Annotated in this window: 13 protein-coding genes; 2 read left to right on the forward strand and 11 right to left on the reverse strand. The window is 70.3% G+C overall.

Annotation, left to right across the window (positions count from 1 at the left end; genetic code table 11):
- Nucleotides 1-12: 12 nt before the first annotated feature.
- The 8 genes from G3I56_RS35410 to G3I56_RS35445 all read right to left on the reverse strand — a co-directional run bounded on the left by G3I56_RS35410 (nt 13) and on the right by G3I56_RS35445 (nt 8,153).
- Nucleotides 13-849, reverse strand: coding sequence for an amidohydrolase family protein (locus G3I56_RS35410; RefSeq protein ID WP_164416344.1), 837 nt, complete (start codon nt 847-849; stop codon nt 13-15).
- Complete coding sequence (locus G3I56_RS35415) at nt 846-1,160, reverse strand: L-rhamnose mutarotase (RefSeq protein WP_164316911.1); 315 nt, start codon at nt 1,158-1,160, stop codon at nt 846-848. The genes G3I56_RS35410 and G3I56_RS35415 overlap by 4 nt, the downstream gene beginning before the upstream one ends.
- A complete protein-coding gene (locus tag G3I56_RS35420) occupies nt 1,157-2,140 on the reverse strand; it encodes an aldo/keto reductase (protein WP_164416424.1) in 984 nt (327 codons plus the stop codon). The genes G3I56_RS35415 and G3I56_RS35420 overlap by 4 nt, the downstream gene beginning before the upstream one ends.
- A 56-nt stretch (nt 2,141-2,196) precedes the next feature.
- The gene (locus G3I56_RS35425; protein ID WP_164416346.1) at nt 2,197-2,952 is read right to left on the reverse strand and encodes an SDR family oxidoreductase; all 756 of its coding nucleotides are present in this window, start codon (nt 2,950-2,952) and stop codon (nt 2,197-2,199) included.
- Nucleotides 2,949-4,289: an L-fuconate dehydratase gene (locus G3I56_RS35430; RefSeq protein ID WP_164416348.1), complete on the reverse strand. Its 1,341-nt coding sequence runs from the start codon at nt 4,287-4,289 to the stop codon at nt 2,949-2,951. The genes G3I56_RS35425 and G3I56_RS35430 overlap by 4 nt, the downstream gene beginning before the upstream one ends.
- 180 nt (nt 4,290-4,469) lie before the next feature.
- The gene (locus tag G3I56_RS35435) at nt 4,470-5,495 is read right to left on the reverse strand and encodes an ABC transporter permease (RefSeq protein ID WP_164416350.1); all 1,026 of its coding nucleotides are present in this window, start codon (nt 5,493-5,495) and stop codon (nt 4,470-4,472) included.
- Nucleotides 5,488-7,077, reverse strand: coding sequence for a sugar ABC transporter ATP-binding protein (locus tag G3I56_RS35440; RefSeq protein ID WP_164416352.1), 1,590 nt, complete (start codon nt 7,075-7,077; stop codon nt 5,488-5,490). Before G3I56_RS35440 ends, G3I56_RS35435 begins: the two co-directional genes overlap by 8 nt.
- Nucleotides 7,074-8,153, reverse strand: coding sequence for a sugar ABC transporter substrate-binding protein (locus G3I56_RS35445; RefSeq protein WP_164416354.1), 1,080 nt, complete (start codon nt 8,151-8,153; stop codon nt 7,074-7,076). The genes G3I56_RS35440 and G3I56_RS35445 overlap by 4 nt, the downstream gene beginning before the upstream one ends.
- A gap of 164 nt (nt 8,154-8,317) precedes the next feature.
- On the opposite strand from G3I56_RS35445, the gene G3I56_RS35450 reads away from it, so the two are divergent.
- Nucleotides 8,318-9,046 (forward strand): FadR/GntR family transcriptional regulator, encoded by a 729-nt coding sequence (locus tag G3I56_RS35450; protein ID WP_343240147.1) that lies wholly within the window; start codon nt 8,318-8,320, stop codon nt 9,044-9,046.
- Between the two features lie 106 nt (nt 9,047-9,152).
- Here the strand turns inward: G3I56_RS35450 and G3I56_RS35455 are convergent, their stop codons facing one another.
- Together G3I56_RS35455 and G3I56_RS35460 are read right to left on the reverse strand one after the other, a co-directional pair.
- Nucleotides 9,153-10,712 carry an alpha-L-fucosidase gene (locus G3I56_RS35455; RefSeq protein WP_164416356.1) on the reverse strand — a complete coding sequence of 520 codons (1,560 nt, stop codon included), beginning with the start codon at nt 10,710-10,712 and terminating at the stop codon, nt 9,153-9,155.
- Between the two features lie 53 nt (nt 10,713-10,765).
- On the reverse strand, nt 10,766-12,613 hold the full coding sequence (locus G3I56_RS35460; protein ID WP_164416358.1) for a family 20 glycosylhydrolase: 1,848 nt from the start codon (nt 12,611-12,613) through the stop codon (nt 10,766-10,768).
- Nucleotides 12,614-12,885: 272 nt separating this feature from the next.
- On the opposite strand from G3I56_RS35460, the gene G3I56_RS35465 reads away from it, so the two are divergent.
- Nucleotides 12,886-14,229: an amidase family protein gene (locus G3I56_RS35465; protein WP_164416360.1), complete on the forward strand. Its 1,344-nt coding sequence runs from the start codon at nt 12,886-12,888 to the stop codon at nt 14,227-14,229.
- A 100-nt stretch (nt 14,230-14,329) separates the two neighbouring features.
- On the opposite strand, the gene G3I56_RS43410 is transcribed toward G3I56_RS35465, so the two are convergent.
- Nucleotides 14,330-14,503: a hypothetical protein gene (locus G3I56_RS43410; protein ID WP_203691471.1), complete on the reverse strand. Its 174-nt coding sequence runs from the start codon at nt 14,501-14,503 to the stop codon at nt 14,330-14,332.
- Nucleotides 14,504-14,580: the final 77 nt, after the last annotated feature.

Raw genomic sequence — 14,580 nt, forward strand, 5'->3', positions numbered from 1 at the left:
AGGGAGGGCGGGTCAGAGTCCGTAGACGCGGGCCGCGGTGCCCGTGAAGACCTGCTCGCGTTCGTCCGCGCCGAGGGAGGCGGTCAACTCCTCGGCCAGGGAGATCACTTGGCCGTACGACGCGGCGAGCGTGCACACCGGCCAGTCCGAGCCGAACATCAGCCGGCCGGGACCGAAGGTGTCCAGGGCCGTGTCCGCGTACGGGCGCAGGCCGTCGGGCGTCCAGGAGGCGTGGTCCGCCTCGGTGACCAGGCCGGAGAGCTTACCCACCACGTTGGGCAGGGCGGCCAGGAAGCGCAGGTCCGAGGCCCAGGGTTCCATCGCGCCGGAGGCGACCGGCGGCTTGCCCAGGTGGTCCAGGACGAAGGTGAGTTGCGGCAGCGACTCGGCCGCCCTGACGCACGCGGGCAGCTGGTGCGGAAGGACGACCAGGTCGTACACCAGGCCCGCTTCGGCGACGGCGGCAAGGCCGCGGCGTACGTCCGGGCGCAACAGCCACTCCGGATCCGGCTCGCCCTGGACCTGGTGGCGGATGCCCTTCAGGTACTCGCCGCCGGGGAGTTCACGCAGCCTGGCGAGCTCGTCGGCGATATCGGAACGGGTCAGGTCCCTCCAGCCGACGACGCCCGCGATCAGTTCGTGCTCCGCCGCGAGCGCCAGGAACTCCGGGGTCTCCTCGGGCACGGTGATCGTCTGGACGAGGATCGTGCGGTCGACGCCGGCCGCGCGTGCCTCAGGCCGGAGATCCTCCACCGTGAAGTCCCGGCGCAGTGGACTGTCCTCGGCGATCCAGTCCTGGTCCCGGACCGACAGGTCCCACATGTGGTGGTGCGCGTCGACGACCGTCACGGCAGCTCCCAGACCACCGGCAGGCCCGACTCCGTGCCCTCGGCGGAATAGTCGTGCACCACGTCGAGGAGTTCGGCCATCCGGGCCTGCCAGGCCACGTTGACCGGCAGTTTCTCCAACTCGGCGAGGAGCAGGGCGTAGTCGGCGCACTCCAGGACGTGGAAGAGGTCGGTGCCACTGCGCCAGATCGTCCAGGAGGTGGCACCGGCGGCACGGATGGCGTCGGTCAGCTCGACGGGGACCTCGCGGTGGGCGGCGTCGTACTCGGCGACGCGGTCGGCGCGGACCTTGGTGTGCAGGGCCACTCTCATGACGGTTCCTCCGACGGCTCTTCGGTGGACAGCAGGCCGGTGTCCCTGAGTTCCTGCCAGAAGGCCTCGGGCACGGGGGTGGCGAACTGCTGGGCGCAGTCCCGGACTTCGGCCGCCGAACGGGTGCCGACGAGGACTCCGGCGACGGCCGGGTGGGCCGCGCAGAAGGCGAGCGCGGCGGCCCGCAGGGTGATGCCGTGCCGGTCGGCGGCAGCCTTCATGCGCAGGGCGCGGTCCAGCAACTCACCCGGCGCCGTCGCGTAGTTGTACGTCGCTCCGGGCCTCGGGTCGGCCAGCAGACCGGAGTTGAAGGCGCCGCCGATCACCACGGAGGTACCGCGCGCCACGGCGGCGGGCAGCAGTTCGGTGAGCGCGCTCTGGTCGAGGAGCGTGTAGCGGCCGGCGCACAGGACCACGTCGACGTCCGTGTCCCGGACGAAGCGGGTGAGCATCTCCGCCTGGTTCATACCCGCGCCGATCGCCCGCACGACGCGTTCCGAGCGGAGCTTCTCCAGCGCCGGGTAGGCCTCGCGGAAGGCCTCCTCGGCGTGGTCGTCGGGGTCGTGGAGGTAGACGACGTCGACATGGTCGACGCCGAGCCGCTCCAGGCTCGCCTCCAGGGTTCGGCGTACGCCGTCGGCGCTGAAGTCCCAGACCCGGTGGTGGGTGGCGGGGACCGCGAAGCCGTCGGCGAGGTCGTCGCCGACCGGGGACTCGGTGGGTTCGAGGCGGCGGCCGACCTTCGTGGAGATCGTGTACGCCGACCGCGGGTGCTCGCGCAGGGCCGCGCCGAGGCGGCGTTCGGAGAGGCCGATGCCGTAGTGCGGCGCGGTGTCGAAGTAGCGGATGCCCGCGCCCCAGGCGGCGGACACGGCGTCGTGCGCCTGCTCGTCGGTGACCTCGGTGAAGAGGTTGCCGATGGCGGCGGCGCCGAAGCCCAGGCCGGTGACCTCGACGCCACTGCGGCCGAGCGCGTGCACCGGCATGGGCACCGGTACAGACACCGGGAAACCCGCAGGGGTGTTGTCCGGGGTGTTCACCGGGCCGCCGGACGCAGTCGCAGGCCCTGCATACCGCCGTCGACGGCGAGCGAGGTGCCGGTGGTCGCGCCGGACAACGGACTCGCCAAGTAGGCGACGGCGCCCGCGACTTCGGCGGCCGAGACCAGACGGCCGGAGGGCTGGCGAGCCTCCAGGGCGGCACGTTCGGCGGCGGGGTCGGAGGCCGAGTCGAGGAGGCGGCCGACCCACGGGGTGTCGGCGGTGCCCGGGTTGACGCAGTTCACGCGGACGCCCTCGCGGACATGGTCGGCGGCCATCGCCAGGGTCAGCGAGTACACGGCACCCTTGGTGGCGCTGTACAGGGCGCGCTGCGGCAGGCCGGCCGTGGCCGCGATCGAGCAGGTGTTCACGATGGCGGCGTGCGCCGAGTTCCGCAGGTGCGGCAGCGCGGCGCGGGCGACACGGACCATACCGAGCACGTTGACGTCGAAGACGCGGTGCCACTGCTCGTCGTCGTTGTCCTCGACGGTGCCCTGGGCGCCGATCCCGGCGTTGTTGACGACGATGTCGAGTCCGCCGAGGTCGGCTACGACGGCGGCCACCGCCTCCCGTACGGACGCGTCGTCGGTGACGTCGGCCCGGTAGCCGAGCAGGGGTTTCTCGACCGACGACGGGTCCAGGTCGAGGACGGCGACCTGTGCGCCGCGCGCCGCCAGCAGTTCCGCGGTGGCCCGGCCGATGCCGGACGCGCCGCCCGTGACCAGCGCCTTGAGACCCTCGAAGTCGGTCATGCGGCCTGCCCCTTCTCCTTAGCCAGGTCGGCGGCCCAGAAGCCGCCGCCGGGGAACGTGAACTCCGCGATGGACTCCGGCCGCATGGTCGCGGAGAAGCCCGGCGCGGTCGGTGCCAGGTAATGACCTTGCCTGATCACCACGGGGTCGAGGAAGTGGCCGTGCAGATGATCGACGTACTCGATGACCCGGTTCTCGGTCGTGCCGGCCAGGGCGACATAGTCGAACATCGACAGGTGCTGGACGAGTTCGCACAGGCCGACGCCGCCCGCGTGCGGGCAGACGGGAACGCCGAACTTGGTCGCGAGCAGCAGGATGGCGAGGTTCTCGTTGACGCCTCCGACTCGGGCCGCGTCGATCTGCACGATGTCCAGGGCGTCTGCCTGCAGGAGCTGCTTGAAGACGACACGGTTCTGGACGTGCTCGCCGGTGGCGACCTTGACGGGGGCCACCGCCCGGCGGATCGCCGCGTGGCCGAGGATGTCGTCGGGGCTGGTGGGCTCCTCGATCCAGTAGGGGTCGAACTCGGCGAGGGCCTTGGTCCAGCGGATCGCCTCGTCGACGTCCCAGCGCTGGTTGGCGTCGATGGCCATACGGATGTCGGGCCCGACGACGCTGCGGGCGACCCGACAGCGGCGGATGTCGTCCTCGAGGTCCGCTCCGACCTTGAGCTTGATCTGCTTGAAGCCGTCGGCGACGGCCTCGGCGGCGAGCCGGGTGAGCTTCTCGTCGTCGTAGCCGAGCCAGCCGGCGGAGGTGGTGTAGGCGGGGAAGCCCTTCGCCAGCAGTTCGGCGGTGCGTTCGGCGGCGCCCTCCCGGCCCCGGCGCAGCAGGTCGAGGGCCTCCTCGGGGGTGAGCGCGTCGGTGAGGTAGCGGAAGTCGATCTGCTGGACGAGCCACTCGGGTTCAGCCTCGGCGAGCAGCTGCCACAAGGGCTGGCCCGCACGCTTGGCGGCGAGATCCCATACGGCGTTGACGACCGCGCCGATCGCCATGTGCATCACGCCCTTCTCGGGTCCGAGCCAGCGCAGTTGGCTGTCGCCGATCAGGTCGCCGTTCAGGGTGCCCGGGTTCGCGCACAACTCGTTGACGGACCGGCCGACCACATGACCGCGCAGCGCGTCGATCGCGGCGACCTGGACCTCGTTGCCCCGCCCGATGGTGAAGGTGAATCCATGCCCCTCGTGCCCGTCGGCCGCGTCGGTACGCAGCACGACGTAGGCCGCCGAGTAGTCGGGGTCGGGGTTCATCGCGTCGGAGCCGTCGAGCTCACGCGAGGTGGGGAACCGGATGTCGTAGGTGTCGACCGCGATGATGCGGGCGGAGGTCGGTGACACGGAGTGCCTTTCGGTCAGGGGCAGAGGTACAGATGGCTTTCGGGACGGCTCAATGCCGGGTGCGGTGTCGCGCTCCTAAGTGGCGCGGGGCTGTATCGATCAGCGGCTCCGCCGCGGGGCGCGACCAGCCCCCCACCGCCCGCAGGCGACAAACCACATATCCAGCCGAGCTCTTGGTCATTAGTCCTGAGCACGCCCCGTCGTCACACGCGCGATCATCAGCGCCACGAGGATGATTCCGCCGTAGATCGCCTGGATCCAGAACGACGGCACCTGGGCCAGGGTCAGCAGGTTCTGGACGACGCCCAGCAGGAGTACGCCGGTGAGGGCGCCGAACATGGTGCCCTTGCCGCCGTCGAGGCTGATGCCGCCGATGACGGCCGCCGCGAACACGGTGAAGATCATGTTGTTGCCCTGGTTGGCGCTGATCGCGCCGACGTACCCGGTCTGCATGACCCCGCCGACGGCCGCGAGGACACCGGCGACGACGAACACGCCGAGCATCACCCGTTCGACCCGGATACCGGCGGCCCGGGCCGCGTCCGCGTTGCCGCCGATCGCGTACAGGGCACGGCCGACGCGGTGGTACTTGAGGACGAGCCCGGCGACGGCGAAGCAGGCCCCGGCCACCCACACGGACATGGGCACGTTCAGGAAGGTGGTGGTGGCGAGGGAGTAGAAGGAGTCGGGCATGCCGAACAGGGTCTTGCCCTTGGTCGAGCCGACCAGCAGTCCACGCAGCACGATCAGCATCGCGAGCGTCACGATGAACGCGTTGAGCTTGAGCTTGACGACCAGGAGTCCGTTGAACGCGCCGACCAGGCCGCCGACGACGAGGATCGCCAACAGGGCGAGTACGGCGGGGAATTCGGTTCCCCACCCGGACTGCGCCACCGGCAGCACCAGCAGCGCGCCGATGGCCGGGGCGATACCGACGACCGATTCCAGGGAGAGGTCGAACTTGCCGGTGATGAGGACGAGTGACTCGGCCAGCACGACCATCGCGAGTGCGGCGGAAGCACCGAGGATCGAGATCAGGTTGCGCTCGGTGAGGAACGAGTCGTTGACCACCGTACCGAGCACCATGAGCAGCAACAGGGCTGGTACTAGGGCGAGTTCGCGGGCGCGGCGGAGCAGTACGGTCTTGGCCGAACGCGGGTCCGGGGCCCGCAGGGAGGCGAGCGGCGACGCCTGTGTCTCAGTCACCCTGGGCCCGCTCTCCTCGGCCGGGGGTCCGGGGGTCGTCCCCCGGGGAGACGCAGTAGCCATGGTCCACTCCTTCGATGGAGGCGATCAGCTCGTGGTCGCGCCAGCCCGCCGGATGCTCGGCGACGACGCGGCCGTGGAAGAGGACGAGGACTCGGTCGCAGCGGCGCAGGTCGTCGAGTTCGTCGGAGACGACCAGCACGGCGGTGCCGTCCTCGCGGGCGCTGTCCATGCGCGCGAGGAGGGACTCCTTGGACTTCACGTCGACGCCCGCGGTGGGGTTGATGAGGACGAGCAGTTTGGGGTCGGAGGCGAGGGCGCGGGCCATGACGACCTTCTGCGCGTTGCCGCCGGACAGGTCCGAGACGGGCTGGTCGGGGCCCTCGGTGTGGATGTCGAGGCGTTCGATGAGCGCGGTGGCGAAGTCCTGTTTGCGGCTCCCGGAGACGAATCCGTACCGTCCGAGCCTGCGCAGGACGCTCATGGTGGCGTTGTCGCCGACGGTCATGCCGGACACCAGCCCCTGTTCGTGCCGGTCGCGCGGCACACAGGCGACGCCCGCCGTCAGCGCCGCCTGCACGTCCCCGAACGGCAGCCGCTTGTCGTCGAGTCGGGCCGATCCACCGGTCGGGGTGTGCAGCCCGGCGAAGGACTCGGCCAGCTCGATCTTGCCGCTGCCGCTGGACCCGGCGAGTCCGACGACCTCACCGCGGCGAACGGTCAGGTCGATGTTCTCGTACGCCGGTGAGGTGAGCCCCTCGGCGGCCAGCAGCACCGGCTGCCCCGGGTCGACTCCCTTGAGGGTGACGGCCTGTTCGGCGATCGACTCCCCGGCCATGGCCTCGATCAGGGCCTGGCGCGGGAGGTCTGCGACGGGGGCTGTGGTGATCCAGCGGGCGTCGCGCAGGACGGTCACCGTCTGGCACACCTCGTACACCTCCTGGAGGTGGTGCGAGATGAACAGGAAGGTGACGCCGGAGTCCTGGAGTGCGCGCATCCGGGTGAAGAGCCGCTCGATCTCCCGGCTGTCGAGCTGGGCGGTCGGTTCGTCGAGAACGATGAACCGGGCGCCGAAGCTCAACGCCCGTGCGATCTCCACCATTTGGCGGTCCTCGACCTTGAGGTCGGCGGTGCGGGCCTCCGGGTCGACGTGTACGTCCCAGGTCCCGAGGAGTTCGGCGGCCTCGGTACGCAGCCGGCGCCAGCTGATGACTCCGCCACGGCCGGTCGGCTGCCGGTTGATGAAGAGGTTCTCGGCGACCGTCAACTCGGGGACGACCGTGGGCTTCTGGTAGACGCAGGCCACCTTGGAGCGCCAGGCGTCGCGGTCGGTGAGCGGGGGTGCGGGCCGGCCGTCGAAGCGGACCGTGCCCTCGTCAGGCGCCTGGAGACCGGTCAGGATGGTGACCAGGGTGGACTTTCCGGCGCCGTTGCGGCCCACGAGCGCGTGCGACTCACCGGCCAGGACGGTGAGTTGGCCGTCCTGGAGCGCGGTGGTCGGACCGTACCGCTTGGCGATGCCGTGTGCCTCGACAAGCGGTACGAGAGAGGTGTCCGGGTTTTCCCGTTGCTGGCTGCTCATCCGACCGAGTTGCCCCAGAGGTTGGGGTCGTCGACGTTCTCCTTGGTGACCAGGGGCGCGGGCAGCTGGTCCTCCAGGATGCCGCTGGGCAGCTTGACGATCTCGGAGTCGTGGTCGGTGGGACCCGGCTTGAACGTCTTCCCGGCCATCGCCGCCTTGATGTAGTACATGCCGTACTTGGCGTAGAGGTCGGCGGGCTGCGAGACGGTCGCGTCGATCTCGCCCTTGCGGATGGCGTCGAACTCCTGCGGGATGCCGTCGTTCGAGACGATCGCGATATGACCGGCCTCGCCCGTCTTCTTCAGCATCCCCTTGGACTTCAGGGTCTGCAGCGTGGGCGCGAGGTAGACGCCACCGGCCTGCATGTAGATGCCCTTGATGTCCGGGTTGGCGTTGAGGAGCGTGTCGAGCTTGGAGGCCGCGGCGTCCGACTCCCACTTGGCCGGGATCTCCAGCACCTTGAGCTTCGGGAACTTCTCCTTCACACAGGCCCGGAACGCCTCCGACCGGTCCCGGCCGTTCACCGACGCGAGATCGCCCATGATCTGGACCACCTTGCCCGAGGTGATGTGCTTGCCGAGGTAGTCGCAGGCCTGCTCGCCGTACGCGACGTTGTTGGCGCGTACGACCATGGCGACCTTGCCCTTCTCGGGCGCCACGTCGACGGCCACCACGGGCACGCCCTTGCGCTCGGCCTGGTCGAGGCCGGCCTCGATGGCGGCGCTGTCCAGCGGCGCGACCACCAGGCCCTTCACGCCCTGGTTGAGCTGGTTGTTGATGTCGGTGATCTGCTGCGAGGGGTCGCTGTTGGAGTTGACGGTCTTCAGCGCGTCGACGCCCTCGGACTTCGCCATCTTCGGCACGTAGTCGTTGTACGACTGCCAGAACGGCGAGGTCAGCAGCGGCAGGATCACTCCGACCTTGCCCGTACCGTCGCCGCCACCGTCCGAGGAGACGGTGTCCTTGGTGCTGCCGCAGGCGCTGAGCACCAGGCCGGTACAGGCGGCCAGCGCCACCACACCGAGGCTCCGCGCTCTGCCGCGCTTCTTCGGTGTCCCCATTGTTCGGTCGAACATCTGGTAGCTCCTCGTTGAGCGTGATCGAGCGGATGCCGCATATTTATCAGACCACTTCCGGGTTGGAACACCCCACAGAGCCAAATTTTCCTAGATTCGGGCCGTAGTGGTCCGACCAACCCTCTGGTTAGACTGCGGCGGACCCGGCGACAGGAGGACACGGCGTGGACGAGATCCCGGCCAGGAACAGCGAGGCCGCCCCGCAGAAGGGCACCGTGACGCAGCGCGCCATCGACCAGATCAAGGCACTGATCGGCGAGGGCCGGCTGGAACCGGGTGAGCGGCTGCCCACCGAGCGCGATCTCGCCGCGCGGCTGGGTATCTCGCGCAGCTCGATGCGGGAGGCGATCCGGGCGCTCACCGTGATGGGCGTACTGGAGGCCCGGCACGGCTCGGGCATCTACGTGACCCAGCTGGAGGCCGGCGATCTGCTGGAGACCTTCGGTGTGGTCGCGGACCTGTCGCGCGGCCCTCAGCTGGCCGAGCTGCTCGAGGTCCGGCGCATCCTGGAGTCGACGGCGGCCGCGCTGGCCGCCGCCCGGATCACCCCGGACCAGCTCGCGGAGGTGGAGAAACACCTCACGGCGATGAACGCCACCGACGATCCCGAGGAGATCCTCGCCCACGACCTGGCCTTCCATCGCGAGATCACCGCCGCGGCCGGCAATGACAGCATGGCGGCGATTTTGGAGGGGCTCTCCTCACGTACGTTCCGCGCCCGCGTCTGGCGCGCCTACCAGGAGGAAGGCGCCTTCGCCCGCACCCGCCGTGAGCACGCGGCGATCCACCGCGCGCTCGTCGCCCACGACCCGGAGGCGGCCCGGGCGGCAGCCGCGGCCCACGTCGGCGAGGTGGAACAGTGGCTGCGGGGCCAGCCTGACGTTCCGCGGTAGGGCCGTGATGTGGCTGCGGGCCGGTGGGGGCTGATCGCGCCCGCCCGGTGGAGCCGCGTCACAGCCCCGCGCGTCCCGCGCGTCCTGAGGGTCCCGCCCTCGGACGTCAGCCCGCCGCCGACCGGTACAGCCCGAACTCCGCGATCGGCACCTCCGCGCGGGCCCGTGTCACCCGCACCCGCCACCGCCGGGCCCGGACAGGAGCCGCCAGCAGCAGGATCCGGCTCGCGCCGACCGTGCCCGCCCCCGCCACCCGGGTCCAGCGGCCCCCGGCGAACGCCTCGACGACGAAGGCCTCGACCTGCTGCCCGTGCCGGATGTCCTCCGCCAGCCGGACCCGGTCCACCTCGCGCTCCCTGCCGAGGTCGACGGTGACGACACCCGGACTCCGGGTGACCATGGCCCCGACGGTCAGGTCGGCCGGCAGTTCCCGGTCGACGCGCTCCCGGAACTCCCGCAGCCTGGTCACGTCGGAAGCGGCGAGCAGGCCGTCCGTGTCCGGCGGGACATTGAGCAGGAGGACGGCGTTGCGGCCGACCGAGCCGAAGTAGATCTCGGTCAACTGGTCGACGGTCTTGGGCTGTTGGTCCGCGTGGTAGAACCAGCCGTCCCGGATCGACACATCGCACTCGGCCGGCCACCACTGCACGTAGTCGGCGATGTCACGAGCCGCGACGAGCGCGTCCCGGCCGCCCATGTCCGCGGCGTCGTACGAGAGCGCGAAGTCGGTCTTCCCGTAGTCCTTCTCGGTGACCGGTACGACGCTCCACTCGTTCTCGCGCGCCAGCCCGCCCTCGTTGCCGACCCAGCGGACATCGGGGCCGGAGACGGCGACAGCGGCGTCCGGGGCGAGGGTGCGAACAAGGGTGTACCAGCTGTCCCAGTCGTACTTCTCGACCTTGTCCGGCGGGATGCGCCCCTGGGCGCCGTCGAACCAGACCTCGTCGACGGGTCCGTACTCGGTGAGGACCTCGTAGAGCTGGTCGAGCATATGGGCGCCGTAGTCGGTGGCGGGGAACGTGAACGTCGGGCCGTCCGGACGGTCGTCGTCAGCGACCGGGGTCGGGATGGTGTGCTCGGTGCGCGGGCTGCCGTTGGCGTACACGCCGTGGAGGTACTGGTTCTCGTCGGCCGGCGAGATGTACACGCCGACCTTCAGCCCGTACCGCCGCATGGAGTCGGCGAAGGAACGCAGTACGTCGCCCTGCCCGCCGCGCCAACTGCTCGATGCCACCGAGTGGTCGGTGTAGCGGGAGGGGTAGAGGACAAAGCCGTCGTGATGCTTGACGGTGAGGATGGCGAGCCTGAAGCCGCCGTCGCGCAGGGCCCGCGCCCACTGGTCGGTGTCGAGGCCGGCCGGCTGGAAGACCTCCGGGTCCTCGTCGCCGGTGCCCCATTCCAGGCCGGTGAAGGTGTTGACGCCGAAGTGCAGGAACGCGGTCCTCTCCAGCCGCTGCCAGGCGATCTGCCGTGCGGTGGGCCGGACTTGGGAGGCCTTGCGGACGAGGACCTCGGCGGAGTCGCTGGAGCTGACGGGGATACGCCAGTTCGGCTCCTCCGCGATCGAAGGCGCGGCCCGACCTGGGGCGGCCAGGGCGGCTGAGGTGCCCCTGGAGGCGACGATCGCGGCGGCTGCCGTGACGAAGAGACGTCTGGAGACTGTCATGGGGAACGGGCTCCTCGGATCGGTCGGTTCGGTTCGGTTCGGTCCGGTCCGGATCAGTGGAAGCTGGTCAAGTGCCAGTCAGCGGGCGGGCGTTGGTCCGGCGGGTACTGCCCGAGACGGCCGTCGTCGGTCACGACCACGGCCATCCGCGTGATCGCGCTGACGAGTCTGAAGCCGCCCGCTGACTGCTCCAACTCCCAGCGCTGCAAGGTGTTTCCGGCATCGCAGGTCTGCGCGGTGATCTCGACGCCGGGCTGGAGGGGGGTGTTGAGCGTGAGCTTTCCGCCGCGCACCTCCAGACAGCCGTCCGCGGTCCGCAGGGTGACGTATCCGTCGGGTGTGCGCCGCACGTCGGCGGTGAGGGAGGCGGCGTCCGCCCGCAAGGTGTACGTCCCGTCCGTGACCGGTATCCGGGTAAGGTCCCGTCGGCCGGGCGCGTGCCCGACGGCGGTCGCCCTCGCGGTGAACCGGGAGTAGGTGGCGTCGGGATGCGGATCGCCCCAGGTGGCCTGCGCGAGCTGCCGCAGCGCGGGGTCGGTGTCGACAGCGACCTCGTTCTCGGTCTCGCCGCGCCCGTTGTCCGGCCAGAGGCTGATCTTCGCACCGGTGATGCCCTCGCTGGAGACGAGCTTCTCGCCCTCGAAGCTGCGCGGGTCCCAACTCTGGTCGTACAGACCCTTGGTGTCGCTGCGGAAGCCGCCCCGGACGAGGTAGAGCGCATAGGCCGCGTTCATCAACGAGTACCCCTGGGCACGGAGTTGGCTCGGCTTCACGGCCACGTTCAGCCAGTGCTCGACCGTCGTGCCCGCCGTCACAGGCACGGTGTTGGCGCCGGTGAGCCCGTCGTTCCAGATGCGCACCTTCTTGCCCTTGGCGGCCAGGTAGGCCTGGATTCGGTTGACGAAGTCGATGAAGGCGTCCTGCGGTGTGGCGTTCGCCCCGTACTTCTCCCGGGCGTACCGGAGCATCTGCGGGTACTTGGCGAAGTCGGAGCCGAGCATGTACTCGTCGGCGCCCATGTGCCAGGAGCCACCGGTGAACACCTGCGCGTACTCGTCGATCAGGCTCGTGTAGTAGTCGAAGGCGGCAGGCTGGGTGATGTCGAGCCTGCTGGGCTGCTTGTTGCCGTCGGAGTCGGTGAGCTGCAGACCGGGGCGGTTCTCGATCCAGGGGTCCATGTGGCCCGGGGAGTTGATCTCCGGAACGATCTCGACGTGGTACTTGTCGCCGAGGGCCACGAGCCGCCGTATCTCGTCCTTGGTGTAGTAGCCCCAGGTGTTGGCCTCGGGGTGGGCGTCGCTCTTCACCTTGAGTTCCAGGAGCAGCTGGTTGAGCTTGTGGTACGCCATGTCGCGTACGAGGTTCTCCAGCCACGGCGTCGAGATGTGGATGTAGCAGGCGCACACGCCGACGCCCCGTTCCGCGTACCGGGGTACGTCGACCGTGCGTCCGGCGGGGATCCGGTCGCCCTGGGCGAGGAGCTGGAGGACGGTTCGGGTGCCGTAGAACGCGCCTGTCTCGGTCGCGCCGGTCACCGACAGCCTTGCGCCCGACCGGAGTTCGTACCCCTCGGCGCCGAGTGCGGCCCGCCCCGGGGACACGTCGATAACGATGTCACCGGTCCGCGCGCCGCCGCTCACCACGGGGACGATGCCGTGGCCCGCGTCGCGCAGATCGTCGGCGAGAGTGTCCGCGACCCTGCGCTCGGGCGTGGAGTCGGCGACCAGTCGGGCAGAGCCGGTGAACTGGTACCTCCCTTGCTCCGCAGTCCAGTTGGCGAGTGCTGGCACGGTGACCGGGGTACTCGCCGCCGCTGTGCGCGCGACGGCCGGGACCGGGGCGGCCAGCAGCAGGAGGGTCACCAGCGCACCCAGAAGCCGACGTCTTGGATACCTGCTCATCTGGAAGCTCCCATTCATCGGAGGTGTGATGATTGAGCGCGCCCTGGACACTGTCAATGGGCTCTGGGGTCAGACGAGTTCGGCCAGTGATCGGATGACCAGCGAGTCTACGACGGGAGCCGGATGCCCCGGCGCCAGAAAAGTCCAAGAGACACGGGCCGAATGTCCAAGCTCGACGACACCGGACGACACTCGACGCTTCTCCGTACTCGCGAGTAGCCTCATCGCCTCACGCGTTGCACGATGTGTCGCATCCACCCCGAGGAGCCCCCGTGACCAGCTGGGTCGGCCGAACCGCTGCCGAGATCGCCGCCGCCGTACGCGAGAAGCGCGTCACCCCGCGTGAAGTCGTGGCCGAGCATCTCGCGCACATCGAACTGCTGGACGCCCGGGTCGGCGCGTTCCGCCGGGTGCGGGCCCAGGAGGCGCTGGCCGAGGCGGACGAGGTGGCCGGCCGCGCAGACCTGGCGGACCTTCCGCTCGCGGGCGTACCCATCGCGGTGAAGGACAACCTGGGCGTGCGCGGCGAGTCGACCCGGCACGGTTCCCCCGCGACGCCGGACACCCCCGCCGACCAAGACCACGTCACCGTGGCCCGGCTCCGTGCGGCGGGCGCGATCGTCGTCGGGGTCACCAATGTGCCCGAGCTGTGCATCTGGGGCACCACGGAGGGTCCTCTCGGCACGGCCCGCAACCCGTGGGACACCACCCGCACGGCGGGCGGTTCCTCGGGCGGCAGCGCGGCGGCCGTCGGCGCCGGGATGGTGCCTGTCGCGCTGGGCAACGACGGCATGGGTTCACTGCGCATCCCCGCCGCCAACTGCGGTGTCGTCACCATCAAGCCGGGCCTCGGGGTCGTCCCGGCGGGCATCGGCAACGGCGACTGGTTCGGCATGTCGGAGAACGGCCCGCTGGCGACGACGGTCGAGGACGCCCGCCTACTGCTGTCGGTCCTCGCGGACACCCCGTTCGTACGGTCCGATGCGCACGCCGGCCGCAAGATCGCCCTCTCCGTCCGCAGCCCCATCACCGGCGTCACCATCGGCAGGCCGTACGCGTCCGCCGCCCGCGAGGCCGCAGCACTGCTGGACGGTGCCGGTCACGAGGTGCGGCCCGCCGATCCGCCGTACCCGCTGTCGATCGGCGTGACCTCGTTCACCCACTGGACGGCGGGCACGGCACGGGACGCGGAGGGCATCGACCGGAGCGGGCTGAGCCGGCGCACCCGGGTCCACGCGGCCGTCGGGCGCCGGTTCGTCGGCTATGTCGAGCGGGGGCAGCACAAGGAACAGCTGCGCCGGCGCCTCGAACCGTTCTTCGCCGACCACGACGTGCTGCTCACCCCGGCACTCGCCCGGCGCTCACCCGCCGCCGCGGCCTGGCACGAGCGGGGCTGGCTGCGCAACGTCCTCGCCAACACGAACTACTCGCCGATGACGCCCCCGTGGAACCTGACGGGCTGGCCGGCGATGGCGGTGCCGTTCGGCACCCTGCCCTCGGGCGCGCCCTGCGCCGTACAACTGGTGGGCCGCCCGGGCTCGGAGTCCGTGCTCCTCGACGTGGCCCAGCAGCTGGAGGAGTTGCACCCCTGGCAGCGGACGGCTCCGCTCGTCTGACCACGGCTTGCCGGGTCTCTTCGGCCGAGATCGCCGTCGGCATGGGCGTGAGTCCGGCGCGCCCATGCCGACGGCGATCTCGGCAGGTCCTGTCGGGGCGTCAGTCGACGCTGGGCAGGATGTGGGGCTCGGCGAGGTCGTCCTCGTAGCCCGCCAGGCGGATCGGGGCCGACCTGGCCCACACGTCGAGGCTGCCGAGCCGGTCGCTCCGGTCGACCAGGGCCGCCGTGCGTTCTTCAGGGCCTTGTTCGAGATTCGTCTTCTCCGGTGTCACCGCGCACTCCTTATGTGTCGGGTCACCCTCAGGACATTCGGGACCAGTCCGACGCCGGTCGCTCCACGTCCACTCGG

It is taken from the genome of Streptomyces sp. SID12488, assembly GCF_010548275.1.
In the GTDB taxonomy this organism is placed as follows: Bacteria; Actinomycetota; Actinomycetes; order Streptomycetales; family Streptomycetaceae; genus Streptomyces.

Coding starts and splice junctions, on each gene's coding strand:
- G3I56_RS35415 (WP_164316911.1), bottom strand. CDS start 1,160: ATGAGAGTGGCCCTGCACACCAAGGTCCGCGCCGACCGCGTCGCCGAG.
- G3I56_RS35440 (WP_164416352.1), bottom strand. CDS start 7,077: ATGAGCAGCCAGCAACGGGAAAACCCGGACACCTCTCTCGTACCGCTT.
- G3I56_RS35445 (WP_164416354.1), bottom strand. CDS start 8,153: ATGTTCGACCGAACAATGGGGACACCGAAGAAGCGCGGCAGAGCGCGG.
- G3I56_RS35460 (WP_164416358.1), bottom strand. CDS start 12,613: ATGAGCAGGTATCCAAGACGTCGGCTTCTGGGTGCGCTGGTGACCCTC.
- G3I56_RS35455 (WP_164416356.1), bottom strand. CDS start 10,712: ATGACAGTCTCCAGACGTCTCTTCGTCACGGCAGCCGCCGCGATCGTC.
- G3I56_RS35425 (WP_164416346.1), bottom strand. CDS start 2,952: ATGACCGACTTCGAGGGTCTCAAGGCGCTGGTCACGGGCGGCGCGTCC.